Source organism: Costertonia aggregata (assembly GCF_013402795.1).
Taxonomy (GTDB): domain Bacteria; phylum Bacteroidota; class Bacteroidia; order Flavobacteriales; family Flavobacteriaceae; genus Costertonia; species Costertonia aggregata.
The window spans coordinates 2330384-2354030 of record NZ_CP058595.1 but is presented as its reverse complement, the minus strand read 5'-3'; the positions used below and the strand labels follow the sequence as shown (position 1 = coordinate 2354030).

Annotated in this window: 19 protein-coding genes and 1 tRNA gene; 9 read left to right on the top strand and 11 right to left on the bottom strand. The window is 39.5% G+C overall.

What is annotated here, in order from left to right; all coding sequences use genetic code 11:
• Positions 1–29 precede the first annotated feature (29 nt).
• Positions 30–2132: a carboxy terminal-processing peptidase gene (locus tag HYG79_RS10735; protein ID WP_179242091.1), complete on the bottom strand. Its 2103-nt coding sequence runs from the start codon at positions 2130–2132 to the stop codon at positions 30–32.
• A 244-nt stretch (positions 2133–2376) separates the two neighbouring features.
• Here HYG79_RS10735 and surE point away from each other — a divergent pair, with 244 nt between their 5' ends.
• The 5 genes from surE to HYG79_RS10710 are packed head-to-tail and all read left to right on the top strand — an operon-like array spanning position 2377 to position 7299.
• Positions 2377–3150 (top strand): 5'/3'-nucleotidase SurE, encoded by a 774-nt coding sequence (surE, locus tag HYG79_RS10730; RefSeq protein ID WP_179242090.1) that lies wholly within the window; start codon positions 2377–2379, stop codon positions 3148–3150.
• Positions 3151–3177: 27 nt separating this feature from the next.
• Entirely contained in the window at positions 3178–3480 is a 303-nt protein-coding gene (locus HYG79_RS10725) for a hypothetical protein (RefSeq protein ID WP_179242089.1), read from the top strand.
• 55 nt (positions 3481–3535) lie between these two features.
• Complete coding sequence (gene lpxB / locus HYG79_RS10720; RefSeq protein ID WP_179242088.1) at positions 3536–4660, top strand: lipid-A-disaccharide synthase; 1125 nt, start codon at positions 3536–3538, stop codon at positions 4658–4660.
• A 59-nt stretch (positions 4661–4719) separates the two neighbouring features.
• Complete coding sequence (locus HYG79_RS10715) at positions 4720–5271, top strand: C40 family peptidase (RefSeq protein ID WP_179242087.1); 552 nt, start codon at positions 4720–4722, stop codon at positions 5269–5271.
• A complete protein-coding gene (locus HYG79_RS10710) occupies positions 5272–7299 on the top strand; it encodes a ComEC/Rec2 family competence protein (protein WP_179242086.1) in 2028 nt (675 codons plus the stop codon). It begins immediately after the preceding gene.
• Here the strand turns inward: HYG79_RS10710 and HYG79_RS10705 are convergent, their stop codons facing one another.
• Positions 7300–8862, bottom strand: coding sequence for a peptide MFS transporter (locus HYG79_RS10705; RefSeq protein ID WP_179242085.1), 1563 nt, complete (start codon positions 8860–8862; stop codon positions 7300–7302).
• A 51-nt stretch (positions 8863–8913) separates the two neighbouring features.
• Positions 8914–11142, bottom strand: coding sequence for a S9 family peptidase (locus HYG79_RS10700; RefSeq protein ID WP_179242084.1), 2229 nt, complete (start codon positions 11140–11142; stop codon positions 8914–8916).
• 167 nt (positions 11143–11309) lie between these two features.
• Between HYG79_RS10700 and HYG79_RS10695 the strand changes: the two genes are divergently transcribed.
• Positions 11310–12626 carry a hydroxymethylglutaryl-CoA reductase, degradative gene (locus HYG79_RS10695; RefSeq protein ID WP_179242083.1) on the top strand — a complete coding sequence of 439 codons (1317 nt, stop codon included), beginning with the start codon at positions 11310–11312 and terminating at the stop codon, positions 12624–12626.
• On the top strand, positions 12623–13540 hold the full coding sequence (locus HYG79_RS10690) for a GYDIA family GHMP kinase (RefSeq protein ID WP_179242082.1): 918 nt from the start codon (positions 12623–12625) through the stop codon (positions 13538–13540). The genes HYG79_RS10695 and HYG79_RS10690 overlap by 4 nt, the downstream gene beginning before the upstream one ends.
• A gap of 38 nt (positions 13541–13578) precedes the next feature.
• Here HYG79_RS10690 and HYG79_RS10685 read toward each other — a convergent pair whose 3' ends face one another.
• The 7 genes from HYG79_RS10685 to HYG79_RS10655 form a co-directional block, all read right to left on the bottom strand.
• Complete coding sequence (locus HYG79_RS10685; RefSeq protein WP_179242081.1) at positions 13579–15699, bottom strand: peptidylprolyl isomerase; 2121 nt, start codon at positions 15697–15699, stop codon at positions 13579–13581.
• Positions 15700–15790: 91 nt separating this feature from the next.
• Positions 15791–17020: a hemolysin family protein gene (locus tag HYG79_RS10680; RefSeq protein ID WP_449506239.1), complete on the bottom strand. Its 1230-nt coding sequence runs from the start codon at positions 17018–17020 to the stop codon at positions 15791–15793.
• Between the two features lie 63 nt (positions 17021–17083).
• Positions 17084–17287, bottom strand: coding sequence for a hypothetical protein (locus HYG79_RS10675; protein WP_179242079.1), 204 nt, complete (start codon positions 17285–17287; stop codon positions 17084–17086).
• Positions 17284–17889, bottom strand: coding sequence for an LPS export ABC transporter periplasmic protein LptC (gene lptC, locus HYG79_RS10670; RefSeq protein WP_179242078.1), 606 nt, complete (start codon positions 17887–17889; stop codon positions 17284–17286). Before lptC ends, HYG79_RS10675 begins: the two co-directional genes overlap by 4 nt.
• A gap of 1 nt (position 17890) precedes the next feature.
• A complete protein-coding gene (locus HYG79_RS10665) occupies positions 17891–19261 on the bottom strand; it encodes a tetratricopeptide repeat protein (RefSeq protein WP_179242077.1) in 1371 nt (456 codons plus the stop codon).
• A 40-nt stretch (positions 19262–19301) separates the two neighbouring features.
• On the bottom strand, positions 19302–20567 hold the full coding sequence (locus HYG79_RS10660; RefSeq protein ID WP_179242076.1) for a hypothetical protein: 1266 nt from the start codon (positions 20565–20567) through the stop codon (positions 19302–19304).
• Entirely contained in the window at positions 20568–21296 is a 729-nt protein-coding gene (locus tag HYG79_RS10655; protein WP_179242075.1) for a type III pantothenate kinase, read from the bottom strand. It abuts the gene before it with no gap.
• A gap of 100 nt (positions 21297–21396) precedes the next feature.
• Here HYG79_RS10655 and HYG79_RS10650 point away from each other — a divergent pair.
• Positions 21397–21469 (top strand) — tRNA-Phe (locus tag HYG79_RS10650).
• A 282-nt stretch (positions 21470–21751) separates the two neighbouring features.
• A complete protein-coding gene (locus HYG79_RS10645; RefSeq protein ID WP_179242074.1) occupies positions 21752–21922 on the top strand; it encodes a DUF6747 family protein in 171 nt (56 codons plus the stop codon).
• Positions 21923–22010: 88 nt separating this feature from the next.
• Here the strand turns inward: HYG79_RS10645 and HYG79_RS10640 are convergent, their stop codons facing one another.
• Positions 22011–23636: a glycoside hydrolase family 32 protein gene (locus tag HYG79_RS10640; protein WP_179242073.1), complete on the bottom strand. Its 1626-nt coding sequence runs from the start codon at positions 23634–23636 to the stop codon at positions 22011–22013.
• Between the last annotated feature and the right edge of the window lie 11 nt (positions 23637–23647).

The following is a 23647-nucleotide window of genomic DNA, read 5'->3' as shown; positions in this document are numbered from 1 at the left end:
AGGGCTATATAATCATCTAATACAATTCTTTATCCTTTTACGCTTGCCAATTTTCCATTTTTGATATTGTTCATTTTTAAGTCTTGTAGAACATTTACCGCTTCCTCAACATACACGTCTTTGGCCAGATTAACATGCCAACGGTCACGTTTTTCACGAAGAACGGAGTCTTTTGTGAACAATTCCTGCTCATATTTGAGCGACTCGAATGTAAGCCGGGAATCATATTGATTGATCTGCTTAAAGTAATCCGATTTTTCCCTATCCTTTTGATACTCTTTCTTATAGATATCATAGTTAAGTGAGATAACCGTTTCATCTTGTTCGGATTTTATCCACTTTGCGTTTTCTTCGATAAGTTTTATTTGAGGGTTTGATGCCATTCGCTTTTTACTGTTGGCAATGGTCTTGTCATAGTCAATATAACCATCCCATGGCTCATAATCGGCAGGGGTTATTTTATCCCAAGAAAGTGGGTTTTCCTGATCGCGCTCCCCTAAGTCGATATAACTGTACTTGTCCGGTACCACAACATCACTTTTTACCCCTTCCAATTGTGTAGATCCGCCGTTTATTCGATAAAATTTTTGAGTGGTCAGCTTTATTGCGCCCAAATCACCGTGTTCGTTGCTGCGAACTATGTTATCCAACGGTATCACATTCTGTACCGTTCCTTTACCGAAGGTTTGTTTACTGCCGATTACGATAGCACGTTTGTAATCTTGCATGGCCGCCGCCAATATTTCGGATGCAGAAGCCGATAGCTCGTTTACCAAAATTACCAAGGGGCCGTCCCATTGTATACGTTCATCTTTGTCATCATACACATCTTTACCCTCACCGCTAGAACGCACTTGTACCACGGGACCATCTTTGATAAAAAGTCCGGCCATTTCAACAACGGTCTTTAATGAACCGCCACCATTATCGCGAAGATCCAACACCAAGCCTTCCATGCCTTCTTCTTTAAGGCGTTCTACTTCTTTGGCAACATCGGTTGCTGCATTTCTTTCGCTATAATCATCAAAATCTACATAAAATTTAGGCAGATTTATGATGCCATATTTCTTATTGCCCTTGATAATGTTGGCCGATTTGGCATATGATTCTTCCAACTCTACCACATCCCTGGTCAAAGAGATGGTCTCTTTGGAGCCATCAATTTTTCTAACGGTCAAATCTACCACTGTTCCTTCAGGGCCTTTTATCATTTTTATGGCATCGTCTAAACGCATACCAACAATATCAATGGGTTCCTCTCCTTTTTGACCCACTTTTATGATAAGGTCGCCAACTTCTAACCTACCGTCTCTCCAAACCGGCCCCCCAGAAATGATATCGGTAATTTTAGCACCTTCGGCCTTTTTCTGTAAACGTGCACCAATGCCTTCAAACTTACCGGACATGCTGGTATCAAACTTTTCTTTGTCCTCGGGCGCAAAATAAAAAGTATGTGGGTCAAATTCGTCAACAATGGTATTGATGTATTGTACAAACCAATCTTTACGTTGCAGGTCATCTACGAAATCAAAGAATTCGTCCAATGTTTTTTTGGTAGATTCACGCGAAGTTTTCTCGGCTTCCTTTAAGGACAATGTATTGTCTTTATTCTCGAGTTTGGAGTCGTATGTGCCCAAAGTCGCATATTTCAATTGCTTTCTCCAACGTTCTTTCAGCTCTTTTTTGGAAGCGGCAAAAGGCTCTTCATCATATTTTATATTGATGGTTTCTTTGGCCGAATAATCAAAAGGCCTGTCCAGCACCTCTTTATATATCTTCTTGGCATCATCCATTCTTTCCATCAATCTATCGTAAACCAGATTAAAGAAATCGATCTCGGTATTCTTTATTTGGTCATCTATTTGAAACTTGTATTTTTCAAATTCCTTTATGTCTCCTTCCAAAAAGTATCGCTTCGTTGGATCCAAAACATCAATAAAATCCTCAAAAACGTTTACCGAAAAATCGTCATTAATAGCCTTGGGCTCATAGTGGCCTTTTTCCAAAACATAGGATATGAGGTCCAACAAAAGTTTATCCTTGTCATTGAGTTCAAACGATTTATTGGTAAAGCTGCATGAGGCAACAGCGATCAAAACGGTAAGTAGACCTAAGGCTAAGTTTTTTTTCATCTGATGATGTTAATTGTATTAATGAATCGTAAAAGCAATACTAAAAAACAGTTTAAGCAGACTATAAATTGTATTGCAAATCCGTTATTTTTTTACACTGAACTTAATTCTACAAGATACTGAAAAAATCATGCCAGTATACTATCGGGAAATTAATTTTTTGTTAAACGTAACTATTCAAAAATAAACAGCCATACGTTATAAACACTATAAAAACGTACTTTTGCAACATAAATTATATGGAATGCAAAAACCTTTGATTTTAGTTACCAACGATGATGGAATCACAGCTCCAGGACTGCGCTCACTGATCAAATTCATGAAAGAAATAGGTGATGTGGTAGTCGTGGCCCCGGATAGTCCGCAATCGGGTATGGGCCATGCCATTACCATAAACGACACGTTATATTCCAAAAAAATGATAGTAGATGTAGAAGCCGGTGCCCCGGAGGAATACAGCTGTAGCGGAACTCCTGCCGATTGCGTAAAACTAGGGCTTCAAGAAATACTGGACAGAAAACCTGATATCTGCATAAGCGGTATAAACCATGGATCCAATGCATCGATCAACGTAATATATTCCGGCACAATGAGTGCCGCTATCGAAGCCGGTATCGAAGGAGTGCCCGCTATCGGCTTTTCACTTTGCGACTACGCTTGGGAAGCTGATTTTTCAGCTTCTAAAGAATTTGTGCAAACCATAGTAAAAGAGGCGTTAAAAAACGGCATACCCAAAGGCGTAGTGCTGAACGTAAATATTCCAAAATTAGAGGTCAAAAAAATAAAAGGGATAAAAATATGTAGGCAAGCCAGAGCTAACTGGAAAGAAAAATTCGATAAGCGCACCAGTCCAATGGGAAAAGACTACTATTGGCTTACCGGTGAGTTTGAATTGCTGGACAAAGGGGAAGACACCGATGAATGGGCATTGGCCAACGGTTACGTCTCCGTAGTACCCACCCAATTTGATTTGACCGCACACCATGTTATACAAGAATTAAATTCCTGGGACGTTTGATCGCCCAAAAATAAATACAAAAACTAAATGAAAATAAATACAAGACCAAATACCAAAAAAGAAATACTTATCGGCTTTGTCGTGGGTATTATTGCAAATACTATCGGTACACTTTTATACATTTTACTATTCTCGGATTTTGGCATCGCTGAGACCTTTAAAGCAGCTATTGAACAGGAACATGTGGGAAGTCTTTTAGCTTTGGGGGCTATTCTTAACCTCATTGCCTTTTTTGGATTTTTAAAAATCAAAAGGGATTACAGGGCAAGGGGCGTGTTGATTGCAACCATGATTACCGCACTGGCAATTCTTTATTACAAAGTATTTTGAGATTTCATATCAAAAAAAACCATAAACGCACGAACTATCAATTTATAAAGTACGGGTGAAATATTATATCATAGCAGGCGAAGCATCGGGAGATTTACATGGCTCTAACCTTATCAAGGCGATAAAGGCGGTTGATGCGGATGCCCAAATACGATGTTGGGGCGGGGATTTGATGCAAAATGCCGGAGGAAACCTGGTAAAGCATTATAAAGAACTGGCATTTATGGGGTTTTTAGAAGTGCTTTTTAACCTTAAAGCGATATTCAAAAACATTAAATTCTGCAAGCATGATATTGCGGGTTTTAATCCGAACGTATTGATATTCATAGATTATTCCGGCTTTAATCTACGCATTGCCAAATGGGCAAAAGAAAACGGTTTTCGTACCAATTACTATATTTCGCCTCAAATTTGGGCCTCGAGGGAAGGTCGTATCAAAAAAATAAAACGTGATATTGATGCCATGTATGTCATCCTACCTTTTGAAAAGGAATTCTATGAGAAAAAACATGATTTTCCGGTTCATTTTGTAGGCCACCCTTTAATAGATGCCATAACCAATAGACCTGAAATTAATCCGATATCGTTCAAAAACGAATATCAGTTGGACCCTAAAAAACCAATCATCGCATTATTGCCAGGTAGCCGTAAACAAGAAGTACAAAAAATGCTATCCTTAATGCTCTCGGTAGTTCATGCTTTTCCCGATTATCAATTTGTGATAGCTGGTGCCCCTAGTCTTGAAAAAGGGTTTTATACGGATTTTTTAAAAAATCCCAACGTAGGGTTCGTCTCTAACAAAACTTATGATATCCTCAGTATTTCCCATGCCGCATTGGTCACCAGTGGCACAGCGACTTTAGAAACCGCTATTTTTAAAGTACCGCAAGTAGTTTGTTATAGGGCCAATTGGATATCCTATCAAATCGCAAAACGGATCATCACTTTGGATTTTATCTCTTTGGTCAATTTGATAATGAATAGAGAAGTAGTGAAAGAACTGATTCAAAACGAGTTGAATACAAAAAATCTAAAAACCGAACTGTTAAAAATTGTTGATGGCCCGCATCGGCAAACTATGCTGAAAGCCTACGAAGAACTTGAAAAGAAATTGGGCGGTAAGGGTGCCAGCAAAACAGCGGCAACTTTAATCTACAAGAGTCTACAAAAACCTCTTTAACATAAAAATCAAATTATTTATTTAATTTTGATATCCAAGTAACTTCTTTGCCTTGGCCCATGCGTAAAATCAGTTGTTTTTTTCTCGTACTTTTTATTTGCAGTTGTGGTGCCATCAAAAAGAAGACCAGCTATGGCAAGGAGCGAAAAGTTACCGTGGAAGGCACACCTGAAGAAACGTCAGAAAACGACAGTACCCCAAAAAGCCCAGAGGGCAACATATCGCTTAACAAAGCAGATGATATCATAAATACGGCCCTTACCTTTTCCGGAACGCGTTACAAGTTTGGGGGCACCACGCGAAAAGGTATGGATTGTTCGGGTCTTTTGTACGTTTCCTTTGGAGAACACGATATTGCCTTACCTAGAATATCGTACCAAATGGCCGAGGAAGGCAAACGCATAAAGGTCAATAAGGTTGTCAAAGGGGATTTATTATTCTTCAAAACAGGTAAATCAAGAAAACGGGTAAACCATGTAGGGTTGGTAGTTTCCGTAGAGGACAACGATATAAAGTTCATACATGCATCAACCTCAAGAGGTGTAATTGTTTCCTCTTTGCGAGAGGGGTATTGGAACTATGCTTTTGTGAAAGCTACGAGAATCCTTTAAATGGGACTTCTGCGATTTATTCCCATAAAGCTTACTTTATTTTTGGTTTTAGGTATCTTGGTGGGTTTTTATCTTGATATCTCACTCATACCGTCGCTTATCACGGTCTTGGTCTCGTTTTCAGTACTGGTCTTTTTCTATTTTGGCACAAAGAATACGAAATCAATTGGTTTTGGGGTTTTTGCCTGTGCCACGATTACTTGTTTAGGTGTGCTATGTATATCATACGCACAACCTAAAAACAGGTTTGCCCATTATACAAAAAACGATTTTAGAGGCTCACACGTTTGGAGCGTAAAAGTCAAGGAAGTTTTAAAGGCCAATACCTTTTCAGATAGATATATCGTTGCCGTTCGGCATTTGGACTCGCTACAAGTTGATGGAAAATTAATGCTCAATATCAAGAAGGATTCTTCTCAAAATTTATTGAAGATAGATGATGAGTTGATTGTATATGCAGAAATCAAGAGCATAAGACCTGCTTTAAATCCACATCAATTTGATTATGCCGATTACATGAAAAAATTAGGGGTATACCACGAAATACGTATACAAAATTCTAATTATGTACTTGGAAAACAAGCATCGACTACGATATTGGGAATTGCTGCTAAGGCCAGAAACCATATTATTTCAAAACTTGAATCGGCCGACTTTGGTAAAGACGAACTTGGGGTTATCAAAGCATTACTTTTGGGGCAACGAAACGATATTTCAGAAGCTACCTATACCAATTACAAGAATGCAGGAGCGGTACATATTTTGGCAGTTTCTGGATTACATATCGGGATAGTGTTGTTTATTCTCCAATTTTTCCTGAAACCGCTAGAGCTTTTGCCCAAGGGAAAAACCATTAAACTCATTACAGTGGTCATTTTACTTTGGGGGTTCGCCTTTCTTGCAGGACTTTCGGCTTCAGTAGTTCGTGCCGTTACCATGTTTTCATTTGTGGCTTACGCCCTATACTTGAACAGGCCCAGTAATACCTTCAATATTTTGGCATTATCTATGTTCGCAATTTTGTTGTTCATCAATCCCTTGTTACTTTTTCAGGTAGGTTTTCAGATGAGTTATGCCGCCGTTTTCGCCATTATTTGGATATATCCCCTTTTACAAAAATCATGGTTCCCCAAAAATATTTTCATTAGAAAAGTATGGCAATTATTAGCTGTAAGTGTCGCAGCACAATTGGGTGTTTTGCCTGTAAGTCTTTTCTATTTTCATCAATTTCCGGGATTGTTCTTTATATCCAATCTTTTGGTCGTTCCTTTTTTGGGCTTGATTTTGGGAACAGGCATTTTAATCATTATGCTTTCGCTATTTGATTTTTTACCGCCTTTTGTTGTTTTTGCCTATGATTTTATGATAAAAACGATGAATGCCATAATCGCCTGGGTGGCCCAACAGGAAACTTTTATTTTTAAAAACATTTCATTTGATATCGTACAATTATGTATTAGCTACTTATTGATTATCTGCCTAGTACTTGCTTTATCAAAAGCTTCTTTTAAAAAGTGGGCCATTTTCTTATCGGTAGTTATCGGGTTTCAATTTTGGACATTTTACACGTCATATCAAAATAACGAAAAGGATACACTTGTTTTGTTGCATCAAAACAAAAACAGTATCTTGATTTATAGGCAAGGGGATAGTGCACAAGTATTTAGTCGGGATACTATAACCGAAGAACATAGAATATTGTCCGACTATAGCATCGGGGAGCGTATAGATAAAATCAGATTTTCCAAAATACAAAACAGCTATACCTTTACCGATAAAAAAATCTTGACGCTGGATAGCGCCGTAATTTATCCTCCCCAATTAAAAAAAACAGACTACCTTATATTGACCCAATCCCCAAAAATCAATCTGGAAAGAGTCCTAGATTCGGTACAGCCCAAATATATTATAGCCGATGGCAGCAACTATAAAAGCTATATCAAGCGTTGGGAGCAAACCTGTACGCAGAGAAATGTGCCTTTTCACTACACCGGTAGAGACGGTGCGTTTTATTTTAAACAGAACTAGCTAGTGATCCGATAGTTCAAAACCTTCGGTCTGATTGTCCCGTATAATGGTTTCCTTATCCTCAGCACCATGTGTCAGCCTTCTTAATGGTTTAATAAAAAGAAGCACCAGTATGCCAAAAAGTACGGCAAAGATGAACAAACCTCCAAATACATTCAATTCACCAGCTTTGGATGCACTTTCGCCGATAACTCCTGCCACCTTATTGCCCAAGCCTGTCGCCGCCCAGTACACTCCCATCATAAGTGCCATGTAACGAGCTGGTGCAAGTTTTGTGAAAAAGGATAATGAAACAGGCGATAAACATAATTCCCCCATAGTGTGAAAGAAGTAGGCCAAGACCAACCAATACATAGCAGAACTGCCATTGTTCTCATATTCCATTGAAGCAAATACCATGTAAACAAAACCAATACCCATAATGATGACACCGGTAGCCATTTTAAATAAGGAGTCGGCCGCTTTTCCCTTTAGCTTTCTTTTCGCCCAGATATTTGCAACAAAGACCGAAAATAAAATTATGAATCCAGCATTGGCCCCTTGAAACCATGCAGCGGGCACTTCCCAACCGAATAACATCCTATCTGTTTTTTGTTCGGCGTACAAATTCATGAGTCCGCCCATTTGTTCAAAACAACCCCAAAACACGATGACCATCAATAAAGACAGCAGCAATACCACGTATCTATCTTTTTCAACTTGACCATTTAAATTTTTATAGATCATCATCATCATTCCTGTAACAAAAGCAAGGAATATGTAAAGAATCGCAAAGCCCCAACTATCATTTCCATTATAAGTTAAACCAGAATATACGGCATAGGCGATAATAGCAATTACAATACCCAGCTGTAAAGGTGATTTCAACAATTGGGAAAGAAGTGTCCCGATACTTATATCATTCGATTTCTCTTCAATGGTCGGAACATTACCAACCTGTACCAAAAAACGTTGCCCATATAGGTATACCAACAAGCCCAGCAACATGCCGATACCGGCGAGTCCAAAACCGTAATGCCAACCATATACCGAGGCTACTAGACCAACCGATAGCGAAGCGGTAAAAGAACCCAGGTTAATGCCAACATAAAATATACTAAAACCTTTATCCCTTCTAATATCATTCTGTTTGTAAAGCCCACCTACCATAGTCGAAATGTTTGGCTTTAACATTCCGACACCGAGTATAACCAAACCTAGACCAGTGTAATAGGCCCAAATAGCATCAATAGCCAAAACACCATGACCAGCCGTTAACAATAACGCCCCAATGGTTACTGCCTTCTTTTGTCCGATCAACCTATCCGCTATAAACCCTCCGGGAATACTCATGAGATAAACCAACATTGTGTACCAGCCATACAGGGCTATGGCTTCACCTTCTGTCCAACCTAGGCCGCTTTGTTCTCCTTTTAAAGTTTCAGCAGTCATGTACAGCACAAGTAACGCTCTCATACCGTAGTAGGAAAATCGTTCCCACATTTCAGTAAAGAAAAGAACATATAGCCCTACTGGATGTCCAAAAAGTTCTTTTTGATAAGGTAATTTGACAGTGTCGGCCATGTAAGTTTATGTTGGTTTTTAAAATGTGAAAATATCTAGTCTGGGTAGGGTTTATCCTTTTACCTTTTTTGAATCTATCATCGGTTTTTCCGATTCTTCCCCAATTTCTCTATCACGTAAGTTTTCATGGATGAAATTGGTCATCTTATTGTACAAATGAACTCTTGTATTACCGCCATAGATACCATGGTTTTTGTCAGGATATATAGCCCATTCAAACTGTTTGTTGGCCTGTATCAAAGCTTCGGCCATACGCATAGAGTTCTGGTTGTGCACATTATCATCACCAGATCCATGCACCAAAAGATAATCCCCTTTGAGCCTTTCGGGATAATTTAAAGGGGAGTTTTCGTCGTACCCACTTGCGTTTTCCTGTGGGGTCTGCATATAGCGTTCTGTATAAATTGTATCGTAAAAGCGCCACGAAGTCACGGGAGCAACGGCAATCGCAGCCTCAAAAACATCATTCCCCTTTAAAATACAGTTGGTAGACATAAAGCCCCCATAACTCCAACCCCAGATTCCCGTTCTTTTCTCGTCGATATAGGGAAGCTCGCTCAGTTTTTCCGCAGCTGCGATTTGATCTTGAACTTCATACTTGCCCAATTCTTTTTGGGTCACTTTTTTAAAATCCCGTCCCTTAAAACCTGTACCTCGGCCATCTACACAGGCTACGATGTAACCTTCCGATACCAATTTCTGGTGCCAATAGTCATTTGCGCCCATCCACCGGTTAGATACATTTTGAGATCCCGGTCCGCTGTATTGATACATGAACAAGGGATATTGCTTGCTTTCATCAAAATCCAAGGGTTTGATCATATACATGTTCAACTCGTTGCCGTTGATATTTATCGTAGAAAATTCTTTGGGGCTTACTTCATAAGCCCTCAATTTATCCAACAAAGAAGCGTTGTCTTTGATATCTTTGACTTTTTTTCCTGTAAGTGCCTTATATAGTGAATATTTGGGGGGAACGGTAGCACTTGAATATGTATTTATAAAGTATGTGAAATCGGCACTGAAATCGGCTGAATTCGTTCCTTCGGCAACGGTTAAGGCTTTTTTGTTTTTTCCGTTGGAATTGATACTGTAAATGCCCCTATTAATTGAACCGTTCTCGGTAGATTGGTAATATACCCTATCCTGCTTTTGGTCGTACCCGTAATATTGGGTCACTTCCCAATCGCCCCTGGTAATCTGGTTCATTAGTTTTCCATCTTCGTTATATAGATAAATGTGGTTCCAACCATCCTTTTCGCTCGTCCATATAAAGCTATCATCGGCCAAGAATGTCAAGTTATCCGTTATATCTATGTAAGCATCATCCTTTTCTTCCAACAATAATGAAACCGAATTATTCTTGGCGTTCACGGCATGCAATTTAAGATTGTCCTGATGCCGATTAATGGTCTGCACACTTAAAAAATCCGGGTTGTTCATCCATTTGATGCGTGGTATGTAATACGGGTTTCCCAAATCTACCTTGGAAATGGTTCCCGTTTTCACATCCAACATATGCAAACTTACCTTTGCATTTTCCTCGCCCGCCTTAGGGTATTTAAAAACATGTTGGGTCTGGTACAGTTCCTCCCCATAAACATCCATGGAAAATTCTGGAACATTGGTCTCGTCAAAACGTAGAAAGGCGATTTTGGTTCCGTTAGCATTCCAGTCAAATGCTTTTACAAATGCGAATTCTTCTTCATATACCCAATCAGTGACTCCGTTTATAATTTTATTCTTTACACCATCATCGGTCATTTTTTTTGTCGTTTTTGATGTTAGGTCAAAAATGAACAGATTATTGTCCGCTACGTAGGCTACCTGCTTGCCGCTGGGAGACAAGGTAGGTTCTTGTATTTTCGTATCGGAAATTTTAATCGTTTGTTTTGATGCCACGTCATACACGTAGTATATACCTAAGGTAGATCTTCTAAAAATCGATTCGACCTCGGTCGCCAAAAGTATTTTCGATTCGTCCCCGTTAAACTCATAGGATGTAAAATATTGCACACCATCCAAATCGGCCGAGGATACTATGGTCTTCACTTTTTCTTGCGTACCATAGTCATAAACATCTATACTGGAAGTACGATTTGACCTATCAAAATCAAGGATGGTATATTGTGTACCGTTGTTCATAGAACGCAGTGCGTCCAAACCTTCGGTCCTAAAGGCCCCGCCATAAATTTCCTCAATGGTAATTTGCTTTTTTTGGGCTATGGCAGTAGATATAAATCCAACCAGAAGAATAAGTAAAATATTCGATTTTTTCATCAATTCGCAAAATTTTGTTTAAAACCTTCAAGTTTACTAATAATTTGACTAAAAAATAAACTTTGGACTTAAAATATTGCAATATATATCAAGCGAGTTCACAAACGGGCGCGGCACTGTTATTTATTTGCTTTATACCTATCTTTGAGGTCACAAACCAAATGCTTATGATTACTCCTGTTGAGGGATTTTCCAAACTTTCCAAAGATGAAAAAATAGATTGGATAGCCAAAAATTATACCCACGATACGGCCGAGACAATACGCACGATAAAACGGTATTGGAATTCTGATGAAAAGCTGCAAAAACTTCATGACGAATTTATAGAGAACACGCTTACCAACTACTATTTACCCTTGGGCATTGCACCCAACTTCTTGATCAACGACAAGTTGTATGCTATACCTATGGCGATAGAAGAAAGTTCGGTCGTTGCCGCAGCGAGCAAAGCCGCAAAATTTTGGTTGCATAAGGGTGGTTTTAAAACTACGGTATTAAATACCGAAAAAATAGGCCAAGTACATTTTGTGTACAAGGGGGACAAGGAGAAGCTCCAAAAGTACTTTGACCTAATTAAACCCAAGCTACTTTCCGATACCTTGGCCATTACCAAAAATATGGAAAAGCGTGGCGGGGGGATTACGAATATCGAATTAAGGGACAAGACCAAGAAATTAGATGACTACTACCAATTGCACTGTACGTTCGAAACCATGGACGCGATGGGCGCCAATTTTATAAATTCGTGCTTGGAACAATTTGCACAAACATTCAAGACCGAAGCAAAGGGTTTTTCTTCGTTTTCCGATGAAGAGAAGAATATAGAAATCGTAATGAGCATTCTTAGCAATTACGTACCCAATTGTTTGGTGCGTGCCGAAGTTAGCTGCCCCATTTCCGAACTCAACGTAAGCGAAACCCTATCTTCTGAAGCTTTTGCCGAAAAAATGGTCAGGGCGGTTGAAATTGCCAAAATAGAGCCACACAGGGCCGTCACACACAATAAGGGCATCATGAACGGTATAGACGCCGTTGTATTGGCCACTGGGAACGATTTTAGGGCAGTTGAGGCGGGCGTTCATGCGTATGCCGCAAAAGATGGCCATTACACAAGCCTGACCCATGCCCACGTAAAAAACGGGGTCTTCACGTTTTGGATCGAGATACCCTTGGCGTTGGGCACCGTTGGCGGACTTACAAGTCTGCACCCTTTGGTAAAATTGGCATTGGAGATATTGGGAAAACCATCGGCAAAAGATTTGATGCAAATCGTTGCCGTGGCCGGATTGGCACAAAATTTTGCCGCGGTACGTTCTCTGGTAACAACTGGTATTCAAGAAGGCCATATGAAAATGCATCTGTTGAACATCCTTAATCAATTGGAGGCTACCGCATCCGAAAAAGAAGCGTTGATAGAGCATTTTAAAAAAAATACCGTTACCCACAGCGCGGTTGTGGCCGCCTTTGATGCGATAAGGAAATGAAAGAATTCTACAGTAACGGCAAACTACTTTTGACTGGCGAATATGCTGTATTGGACGGTGCACTGAGCTTGGGATTGCCCACTAAATACGGCCAACACCTCAAAGTATCCGAAAACCATACGCAGCAAATCATATGGAAAAGTTTAGATGATAGGGGGAATGTTTGGTTCGAGGGAATTTTTGAAACCAATTCGCTTCGAGAAATAGCATCAAGCGATACCGATATTTCCCGGATACTGGCTAAAATACTTACCGAAGCCAATACACTAAATACTTCTTTTTTAAAGAACACGGGAGGTTGTACCGTTGAAACCAAACTAAATTTTCCTAGGGATTGGGGGTTGGGTTCATCTTCCACGTTGATCAACAACGTCGCCCAATGGGCAAATATAGATGCTTACACTCTTTTACGGAATGCCTTCTCGGGAAGTGGTTATGATGTTGCTTGCGCAAAGCACGACACCCCGATTACCTATCAGCTTATAAATTCCGAGCCAATAGTTGAGAAAATAGCTTTTTACCCCTCTTTTCGGGATAGCTTGTTTTTTGTCTATTTAAACAAAAAACAGAACAGTAGAGAAGGAATCGCAAAATATAAAAATCAGGCTTTTGATACAAAAAAGTTGGTTACCACAATTTCTGAAATCACATCGAAGGTTATTTTGTGTAAAGAGCTGTCCGAATTTGAGGAATTAATGTTGAAGCATGAAAAATCACTCTCCCAAATCTTGAATATTCCTAACATCAAAGAATCACTATTTTCCGATTACCAAGATGGGGCCATTAAGAGCCTTGGGGCTTGGGGCGGGGATTTCATCTTGGCCACTGGAAACGAAAAAACCCCTGAATATTTTAAATCCAAGGGGTTTATGACCATTGTCCCGTATTCTGAAATGATATTACCCTCATGGTAATATCTTTCTTGGGGCAAGAAGAATTCCAATGAAGTCAGTTAATAGAAAGTTGCCCTATTATCTTCAATTTCGGCAGCTTCTTTCAAAGCATTATACACGGCAGAATTCACTCTTGCCGCGCCAGATGAACGTAATGTATTGGCATACGTACTGTAATTATCCAGTTTAATCGCTTCTTCCTTTTTCGTTACCGTTACCATAAATACGCCTGTCTCGCCCTCAATAAGTTTAGAAGTCGCCCCTTCCTGCATAGCGAAAGCAGTTCCCACAACGGCAGGTTCCCTACCAGCTCCGGGAATTGTTGGCGATTTTACTGTCAACGCAGAAGCATTGGAGAGAGATACATTATTGTCTTTGGCGTATGCTTCTATACTTTTTCCTGTATTCGCACTAATAATCTGCTCGGCCTTTCTTTCCTTTCGTATTTTGGGAAGTACGCTGGCGGAAGCGTCTTCTACCGACATAACTCCCTTGGCATATGTAGCGGTAAGCTGCACGATGGCATAACCGTTATTTATATTGAATCGTTTTATATCCCCTACCTTGGTATCCTCGTTAAAGGCCCATTGTACTACTGCACGCTGTGCCCCCAACCCGGGAAGATTTTCATCCATTGCCTTTATTTTGTTTACCGGGCGCACAACATATTCATTTTCTTTTGCGATTTCGGCAAACTGGCCAGAGTTTTCCTTTACCTTGGACTCAAATTGGGTGGCATCGGTAAACAGTGCGTTGGTGGTAGCCTCAGAGGCTTCCAATTCCCTGGCCAATGTAGCTATCTGAACAATATCTTCCTTATCGTCGACCTTGACGATATGATATCCAAATTCTGTTTCAACCAAACCAACATGGCCTTCCTCGTTGCCAAATGCAAAATCATTGAATTTGGGTGTCATTACACCTTCTTGAAAATAGCCCAAATCACCTCCTTTGGAAGCTGATGGACCATCTGAATTCTCCCTGGCCAAAGTAGTGAAGACGGCATCGGTCTTTTTAGCTTCCTTTAGAAGTTCGTTGGCTTTTTCCTCAGCCTCTTCCTTGGTTCTTTTTACTTGGGGATTCGCCCTTTCGGCTCCTTCGTAGGAAATGAGGATGTGACTGGCCTTTACCGAACCATTTGCCTTTCTGCCCATCATTCTTGAAATTTTGAAGTAATCGCCATCCCTATACGGACCAAAAGTCTCGCCAACTCGGAGGTTCATTAGGGTATCGGCAAATTTAGCTGGCAACGCTTTTTTTGCTTTGTATATGGTATCAAACTTAATATCGGAGTTTCTATCCAAGAAAGCGGCAACATCGGTCGTATTCTTAAACCCTACGATAGTATCGTTGGCACCTTTGGACTCATTATACTCTATTGTTGGATTCATTAATTTTACGATGGATTCTTTAACGGCCGTCTCATCTTCAGCCGATGGTTTTTCTTCAAAATACACAAAACGTATGTCGCGTGAAGCTTCTTGTTCAAAATCATTTTTGTGCGCTTTGATATAATCGGCTATTTCAGCTTTGGTGACCGTAATTGAACTGTCGGGGATAGCGGTGTAAGGCACTCTGACATACTTGATATCCACTTTATCATTGGCTAACTTATACTCAAGCTCCCCTTCTTTTAAAGTAGCACCGACACCAGCCTTTATCAAATTAAAATAGGTTTGCTCTTTGGCACTTTGAATGATATTGGCCTCATCTTGTAACCATAACTCATATTGAGCAGGGGCATTTGTTTTTAAATCGTTCAAAAACTGACGGAACTTATTCTCATCAAAAACACCATTTTCATTTTGAAATTGTGGATTTTGACTATAACCCGGATTTTGTTTGATGAAATTTATAATCTGGTCCTGTTCTATATCGATACCCAAATCTTCAAATTGCTGCCCAAGTACCGTGCTGCGTACTTCTTGATCCCATACATTGTTTACCACCTGCATGTTGGATGCATTAGGTCCAAACCTTCTAGAGGCCGTCTCTACTTTTCTCCTAAAATCATCTATGGAAATCTCGTCACCATTGATTTCGGCTACGGAAGAACCTACTTTACCTCCCGCAAAATCTTGACTTGAAAAGATGCCGGAAATCACAAATGCAAATAAAGCAAGGCCAATAATCAATATAAGGACAGTCGTCCGTTTTCTAATATTCTCTAAAATTGCCATTATAGGGTTTGTTTAAAATCAGTTGGCGAAATTACCATTTTAATTGAAATAATAAAAACTAAAAAAGCCCTATCCACAAAGCTTTGCCTACTTATTCTTTTTCCAATATTTCAAGTGAGACCAAATCTATTTTAGTATTTGATACTTCGAGTATGGTAAACAGAAAATTATCAATTTTAATTTCGGCATCCTGTTCGGGAATTTCTCCCGTTTCGCTTACGATAAAACCGCCAAGAGTACCATATTCCTCACTTTCCGGTAGTTCTAGCTTATAATTCTCATTGATATAATCCACCTCTAACCTGGCCGAAAACTTATATTTACCGTCTTCTAACTGCTCTTCCAACAAATCAGTGGTATCGTGCTCGTCCTCGATTTCCCCAAAAAGCTCCTCTACGATATCCTCAACGGTCATAATTCCCGAAGTACCGCCGTACTCGTCCAAAACCACGGCGATACTCTTTCGTTTTTTGGTAAGCAAATTCAATATATCGTGTATGAGCATAGTTTCGGGCACAAACTCTACGGGAAGTAAGATGCTTTTTATGGTCTTGGGTTTTTTAAAGAGTTCGTAGGAGTGTATGTAACCTATTATCTCATCAATCGTGTCCTTATAGACCAGTATTTTGGAATACCCGGTTTCAGTGAACAGCTTAGCAAGGTTTTTTGGTGTTTCATCCATTTCAACGGCCGTAATCTCTGTTCGTGGTACCATGACTTCCCTGGCCTTGACCGCCGAAAATTCCAATGCGTTCTGAAAAATCTGTATTTCGGAGTCTACCACATCCTCTTCTTCCACGGTTTCCATTTGTTCGGTAATGTAATCGCCGAGTTCCATTTTACTGAAGGCCAGTTGAACCTCATCACCATCGGTCCTAAAAAAAGCTTTAAGGATAAAATCCGACACCTTGATCACAAAATCCGAAATAAAAGAGAACAAAACGTAAAATACATATGCCGGTACGGCCAGTACTTTTAGAAGTGTGTTCGAATAGATTTGAAAAAGCACTTTTGGTAAAAATTCCGCAGTAAGCAGAATAATCAAAGTAGAAATTATGGTTTGCGCCAAAAGGCTAAAATCGGTCAATAAAATGGTAATGAACTCACTGTTTGATGGCAAAAACCCCATAAACCATTTCATGAGAAGGTCACCCATGAACAAACCATAGACCACTAAGGCAATATTGTTGCCAATAAGCATGGTGGCAATAAACTTGGAAGGCTTTTTAGTGAGCCGGGTAAGGACTTTCGCCAAAAAACCTTCTTGTTTTTTCTCTATTTCAATATGTATTTTGTTGGCCGAAATAAATGCGATTTCCATACCTGAAAAAAAGGCGGAAAGCAATAACGATAAAACGATAATGATGACGGTGGCCTCCAAGGTTTAATTTTGATTGTCCTGTTTTCGTTTTTCGAACTTTCTTCTGTAATTTCTGCGAAACAAAAACATGGCGATGGAAATTACTGCGAAAAAAATAAATATATAAGTTTCTTGTTGGGCCACGCCCCAAAGCGTGATTATTTTATAAATTGACGCAATGGCAACCGCCAAATATAGATATTCGGTATATTTTAAAATTTTAATCATTCCAATTCTTCTTTAATCATCATTAATCCGTAGGTTTTATGGGCATTGAAGAAGGTAAAATCCCTGTTAAAGTCCATTCCTTCCCCATCCATTACCGTGCCGTCCTCCGGGTTGGTATATTTGAATTTCTCTTGGGTGAAGATCCACTCATTGCTTCTGTCCCAATATATCTGTGGGGCTTCGAGTTTTTTGCCATCGTGACTATCAATGACCACGTTTCCCCGTAAATCTATCAAATTGGTAATAGAATACGAAATACCATAATCTGCCTTTATTACCGTTTTTTCGCCCTTTTCATTGTAAAAATCTATTTGTAGCCCCTCGGGAAACGTTTGATGCTTAAAACGTAGGTTTTCGAAATCCTCGCTTATAGGGCTGGTGAGTACCGCTACCACTTTTGAGGAATCTATAGCTTCACTTTCCAGCTTCTCGGGCATCTCGGTATAGGTCAATTTAAAATTTTGGGCCACCCCTTGTGGATAAATAGTTTTTTTTGCCTCTTCCCCTACCCTTTCATAGTTGTCGGTGCAGCATAAAAAAAGCATTGCCATAGAAGATACCATGGCAATGCTTTTAAAACTATTTCTAAATAGTCTTTTCATCTTATAGATTGGGCACTTTTACGCTACCCCCTACCCAACATGAAAAACTTACGGTTTTCCCAGCCATTCCAGAATTAAAAATATCTGTCTTGGATGGTGCTTTTGCATTGTAACTGGCAGCGGCCTGACTTGCCCTACTGCTCAAGGAAGGATCAACCCTACCTGCCCTACGGGCCATATCCGCGGCTTTCCAATAGATAGCTCTTTTCTCAAACGGTGTACTACCACAGCTATTAGCACTACTGGCATACAAGTTCGCAATTAATAGATAAGCCTTTCCGTTAGATGGATTCGCATCCAAAGCTTTTTGGGCATACTTCCTAGCTGTTGACTTACTTGATCTTCTATAACTGGTTGCGATTTTGTAGGCAATATTTGATTTCTTTTTAGCATCAGTCTCCAATGTCAACGCTTTATCAAAATCTGCAATGGCACCTTTCATATCACCCGCTTTCTTTTTGAGTGTACCACCATATACATAAGCATCGGCAGAAGGATCAAGAGCTAATTGCGCTTCAAAGAGTTTTTGGAACATGGGATCGTCTGTACATTCTTTACTGAACATTCTACCTACGGCCCTTTTTACCCAATCAACGTCATTTTTCTTGTTTTCAAAACTTTTTTCATACAATGGGATAAGGTTTCCACAGTCGGCCAATGCCCCTAACTTTGAGTCTATACTGCCCACGATTTTACCATAGTTTTCCGAGTAACTGTTGTATGACTTTAAGCGTCTTTTCTCTTTTGACGTAAGCGTGTTGGCCTCTTCCTTTTCCAATAAGGGAGATATTTTATCGGTCAACTCGTTATTTTCTTCTTCAATTTTTTCAGTGACATCATCGTACACATCAAAAACTTCCTGCAGTTCTTTTTTACCTGCCCCATGCAAGTCAACCAAACTAGAGAAATAAAGGTACAATGCCTTCGGGTGCGTAAAGTTTGCCCTATCCTCTTTAAAGGCCTTGCCCAACATTTCATAAATTTCGGCATCATCGATCATCTTGTTGTCGTATTTGAACAAGACTTTTTCCGTTATGGTTTTGGCCATGGGATACTTTTTGGGAAAGTATTTCATGCTATTGTCATAAAGAGCCATTAAATCGTTTATAAAACCTTCTTTCTCCGCTCCGGAGCTTTTCTCGATTTTGTATTCTAAAATATCGTCGCCATAGGAATAGATCGCCCTGTTTACATCTGGACAATTATCATATACCATTTTCCAAGGTGTGTAGGCCGCTTCATAATTTTTCACTTTGGCATGTTCGGAAAATATGGATAGGTTCTGCATACATTCCGGATTTTGTGCCTGAGCATTACTTGCGCCCATCATCCCAAGAAAGGCAACCGTCATCAAGTAAAATTTCGTTTTCATTTTGCTATATTTTTAAAGTGGTTAATGTACTAATTTTTTATTAATTTATTTGTCTCTTTACAAACCATCGATCATTCAATGACAACCCAAGGTTTATTTTCAAATAGCTCTCCTCTACCAAACTGGCATCCGTAGTTCCTCTCCTGCCCAATTCAAAACCTAGGTTGACGTTCGAGAAACTTCCACCGAGCGGTAATCCTAGTCCAAAAGTTATGCCAAAGTTATTGATCTCTTTATTATTGACCATCATCCCGGTATTGTCCAAACGCAAGCCAGCCCTATAAGTTACTCGTTTAAAAAAACTATCAAAAGAGTTGTATTCCGGTATAAAGTACCCCCCAAAAGCAATACTACTGGCATCGTTATATACCAAATTTTCTACCTCGAGAAAATCATTTTGTATTGCACTTAACTTTTGAAAACTATACTCCGCACCCATGAACCACTTTTTATCTTCCCCGAAACCTAAGCCCAAAGTCGTTGTCGTAGGTATCTTAATTTCGGTATTCTTTAGGTTTTGCGCAGCCAAATTAACATCTATGACTTCAATATTAACTCCCGTAACGCTTGAAAACGAACCTATGGCTTGCGTATTTTCGGAAACCAAATTGGCTTGGGTATTCACCAACACAGAAGTGTATAACGTATATTTTTCCTTGATTTTTGGCGTATAGTTTGCAGAAAAGTTAAAGTCGAAGCCATTTACTTTGGACTCCCTATCATCCAAAGTACCAAATTGTACGTCTTCAACACTCTGCACCCTACGGTTTTCCAAGCTACCAAAATTAAAGTTTACGGTAGCACCCAATCGAAAATCTTTAAATGCTTCGTAACCTAATGAAAGGTACGCCCTGTTCAATCCACCTTCCCCGGTAAAGGCATTGGTCACTGTACTTCCATTTTGGTCGACTGATTGCGAGGTTAGGTTATATCCGATAGAAGAAAATGGCATTATACCCAAACCCATTCCCATTTTTTTAGCAATGGGAAAGCCCAAAGCCAAATAATCAAGTGTAGTTATAGATGTTCTTTGTTGCTCTTCAAAAGTCTTTAACCTGAGTTCTCTTCGGGATATTCCGGCCGTATATGTTGTTAAGGCCAATTGGCTGTAAGCTGCCGGGTTTCTTAGATTGATATGTATACTATCCCCATACATACTCACACCGCCCATCATTTGGTTTTCTACGGTACCTACCGCCCTTAAATCACCAATACCAAAATACGAATATGGGGAAACCGAACCGTTTTGAGCATATATTCCAGTGGCAGCAAAGCATACCAATGCAATTAAAATTCTTTTTACCATTTATTGTTTGTTGTATTCCAGCAAATAATTAAGCCCTTGTAAGAGAAAATTGGAATGGGCAAATATGGTATTTTTTAATCGTTTTGACAAAAATAGAGCATCACCGCCTGTTAAAATAACTGTTAAATCTTCAAAACGTGATTTATATTGATGAATTACACCGTCGATCTCATTACATACCCCGTTCACCACCCCGCTATGCATGCTTTTTTCGGTAGTGTTTCCTATAAAATCGTGTATCTCTTCCGCCTTTAAAAGAGGCAGTTTTGCGGTGTGTTCGTTCATAGCCTTGTACCGCATTTGAATGCCAGGCGAAATGGCACCGCCCAAATACTCGCCGTAGTCGTTCAACATATCAAAAGTGATACATGTGCCGGCATCTATAACCAAGGTATTCGCATGGGGATTGTGATAAAAAGCTGCAGTTGCCAGTGCCATACGGTCCACACCCAATGTTTGAGGCGTTGCATATGAATTCTTAAAAGGTGTTTTGGAATTATGCCCCAATTCATGTACTATACTAAAAATAGATAGTACGGCTTTTACTTTTGTATCCAGATTACTGACCGAAGAAATTATGCTGTGGGATATTTGGGGGTAATGATCGCAAACTTCTTTTACTTGTTTGGCTACATGTTCTTTTTTTGATTGTTGGTCAAAAATCATCTTTGCGTCATTGAAGACAGCTAGTTTTACCAATGTGTTTCCCGCATCTATAATTAAGTTCATGTTACAAAGATCCGAAAAGTGAAAAAAACAAAAGCCTTTTTTCGCTTTTTTGTTTGTATATCCTAAATTTGAAATTATATTTGCACCCGCTTTAGGGCATGGTACCTTAGCTCAGTTGGTAGAGCAACGGACTGAAAATCCGTGTGTCCCTGGTTCGATTCCTGGAGGTACCACAAAAAATCCTTACATCATAGTAAGGATTTTTTTGTTTGCGGTATCAAGTCAATAGACTTTCAAAAGTCCCTTCATATTCACTTCAAAGAATTTATATCGCATTTCATCCAATCTTTTAAAGATAAGCTATATAGGGTTTCATCGATGAAATACATATATTTTCTTTATGCCCTTTTTTATTTGTAGTTCAGCGGATTTTTATTTGTCTTCGACCAAAAACAAAATTGAAACAGAAATACCGCTTTAGATTTGCCCTGTTAGGAAACCATAAATCTTTAAAAATGAAAACCATATTACTCATCAAACAAATTTATTTGGAAGGCTTTAGAAACTTGGGACATCTTATCGTTACTAAATACTTTAAGGCTTTTGCTTGGTTTAGCTTTATCATGTTCGCCGTTGTGCTTTATGCGTTTATATTCAGGATATCTACCGGATTCGCTTTTGATTAATTGCACCTTACTGAACATTTATCAAAATACAATAAAAAATCCCCGTGGGCACGGGGATTTTTTATTGGAAAAGTTCTACAAAACGTAACTAATTTGGAGTGTTGCCAACATCTTGCCAAATAGAAGCGACTTTACTTATCTCAAAATCGTTTAGGATAATCGTTCCGCTCGCATTGTTCTCAATATCGAGCATATTGAATGCCTTGTTTGGAAAAACCTGTGCTGTCATTACATATTGCCCCTCGTTGATAAAAACTTCGATAGACGAAGCATCCATAAGAATACGAACCTCAAACTCTGCTTGACCTAAATTGTTCATAGGCATCGTTTGGACGCCACTGGCAAAATCTTCATGAAAATCGATTTTGCCAGAAGTTCTCCTGTCCAACACAAAAGTTTCTTTTTCACTGTTCATGGTCAACAAGAGTTCGTCATCAACATCATTCTTGAAAACAAGTTCAAAACCTTTGGTTGTAGTCCTGAATTTCACCTGGGATTGATTGTAATTTTTAAAAGGAACCGATTGTATACTATCAGCAGGTATTTGGATGGTTTCTTTGTATTCTGAATGAATTATGTTGTTCAAATTACTTACCGGATAATTGATCAGTTCATATTCAGTGCCAATCTTTTTTAGGGTAAGTTTTCTCGGGACCGTCATGGCACTTCGCCATTTTTTGGTAGGTGTTTCCCGTGCATAGGCCCAATTGCTCATCCAACCAATGAATATTCTATCTTGCTCTGGATCATTTGAATATGTATCACCATAAAAATCCTTGGGTAGCACGTTATAGGTCACTCCAGCATAATTGTCTGTCCCCCAGTCTATCCATTTTTCGCGAGTTTGTTTTGTTGTAAACTTTGCACCATCAAAATCCCCTATAAAATATTGTGTACCACTACCACCGTTTGGAGCTCCGGGATTTATACTGATCAGCAACACCCATTTTTCTTCATCAGCACCTTCGACCTTTAATTTAAACAGATCGGGACATTCCCAAACACCGCCATGCGCCCCTTGTTTTTTTCCGAATTCACTAAGCTTTGTCCATTTTTTTAAATCGTTGGAGCTCCACAATTGCAGATGATCGCCTGCTACCAGACTCATGACCCAGGCATGGTTTATATCGTCCCAAAAAACTTTGGGATCCCTAAAATCTTTGATACCATTATTCCCAATGACCGGGTTTTCTTCAAATTTGGTCCACGTATCGCCATTGTCCAAACTATATGCGATACCCTGGGTCTGAAAATCGGTTCTGCCGGCTTTCTCCCCTTCCATGAGGTGATAGGTAAAGATTGCCACTAAAGCTGGGTTGTCCAAAGTGCCAAAACCTGAGGTATTTGCAAAATCGACTACGGCGCTTCCCGAGAAAATCAATCCGTTTTCATCAGGGTACAAAGCAATAGGTTTATGTTCCCACTGCACTAAATCTTTACTTGTGGCGTGACCCCAATGCATGGGCCCCCAAACAATATCTTCTGGATAATATTGATAAAAAAGATGGTAAACCCCCTTGTGATACACCATACCATTAGGGTCGTTCATCCACATTTTTTTCGGGGAAAAGTGAAATTGCGGTCTGTAAGGTTCTTGGTAGTATTTGTTTTCGGATTCATCCACCATCAGATTTTTCCCTTTATCCACATTTTTACAAGCGGACAATAACAAAAAGATACAAATAAGTAGATTCGATTGTTTTGAGTATAGCATCGTTGTGTTTT

Coding starts and splice junctions, on each gene's coding strand:
- HYG79_RS10735 (WP_179242091.1), bottom strand. CDS start 2,132: ATGAAAAAAAACTTAGCCTTAGGTCTACTTACCGTTTTGATCGCTGTT.
- surE (WP_179242090.1), top strand. CDS start 2,377: ATGCAAAAACCTTTGATTTTAGTTACCAACGATGATGGAATCACAGCT.
- HYG79_RS10725 (WP_179242089.1), top strand. CDS start 3,178: ATGAAAATAAATACAAGACCAAATACCAAAAAAGAAATACTTATCGGC.
- HYG79_RS10715 (WP_179242087.1), top strand. CDS start 4,720: ATGCGTAAAATCAGTTGTTTTTTTCTCGTACTTTTTATTTGCAGTTGT.
- HYG79_RS10710 (WP_179242086.1), top strand. CDS start 5,272: ATGGGACTTCTGCGATTTATTCCCATAAAGCTTACTTTATTTTTGGTT.
- HYG79_RS10705 (WP_179242085.1), bottom strand. CDS start 8,862: ATGGCCGACACTGTCAAATTACCTTATCAAAAAGAACTTTTTGGACAT.
- HYG79_RS10700 (WP_179242084.1), bottom strand. CDS start 11,142: ATGAAAAAATCGAATATTTTACTTATTCTTCTGGTTGGATTTATATCT.
- HYG79_RS10695 (WP_179242083.1), top strand. CDS start 11,310: ATGATTACTCCTGTTGAGGGATTTTCCAAACTTTCCAAAGATGAAAAA.
- HYG79_RS10690 (WP_179242082.1), top strand. CDS start 12,623: ATGAAAGAATTCTACAGTAACGGCAAACTACTTTTGACTGGCGAATAT.
- HYG79_RS10685 (WP_179242081.1), bottom strand. CDS start 15,699: ATGGCAATTTTAGAGAATATTAGAAAACGGACGACTGTCCTTATATTG.
- HYG79_RS10680 (WP_449506239.1), bottom strand. CDS start 17,020: ATGGAAATCGCATTTATTTCGGCCAACAAAATACATATTGAAATAGAG.
- HYG79_RS10675 (WP_179242079.1), bottom strand. CDS start 17,287: ATGATTAAAATTTTAAAATATACCGAATATCTATATTTGGCGGTTGCC.
- lptC (WP_179242078.1), bottom strand. CDS start 17,889: ATGAAAAGACTATTTAGAAATAGTTTTAAAAGCATTGCCATGGTATCT.
- HYG79_RS10665 (WP_179242077.1), bottom strand. CDS start 19,261: ATGAAAACGAAATTTTACTTGATGACGGTTGCCTTTCTTGGGATGATG.
- HYG79_RS10660 (WP_179242076.1), bottom strand. CDS start 20,567: ATGGTAAAAAGAATTTTAATTGCATTGGTATGCTTTGCTGCCACTGGA.
- HYG79_RS10655 (WP_179242075.1), bottom strand. CDS start 21,296: ATGAACTTAATTATAGATGCGGGAAACACATTGGTAAAACTAGCTGTC.
- HYG79_RS10645 (WP_179242074.1), top strand. CDS start 21,752: ATGAAAACCATATTACTCATCAAACAAATTTATTTGGAAGGCTTTAGA.
- HYG79_RS10640 (WP_179242073.1), bottom strand. CDS start 23,636: ATGCTATACTCAAAACAATCGAATCTACTTATTTGTATCTTTTTGTTA.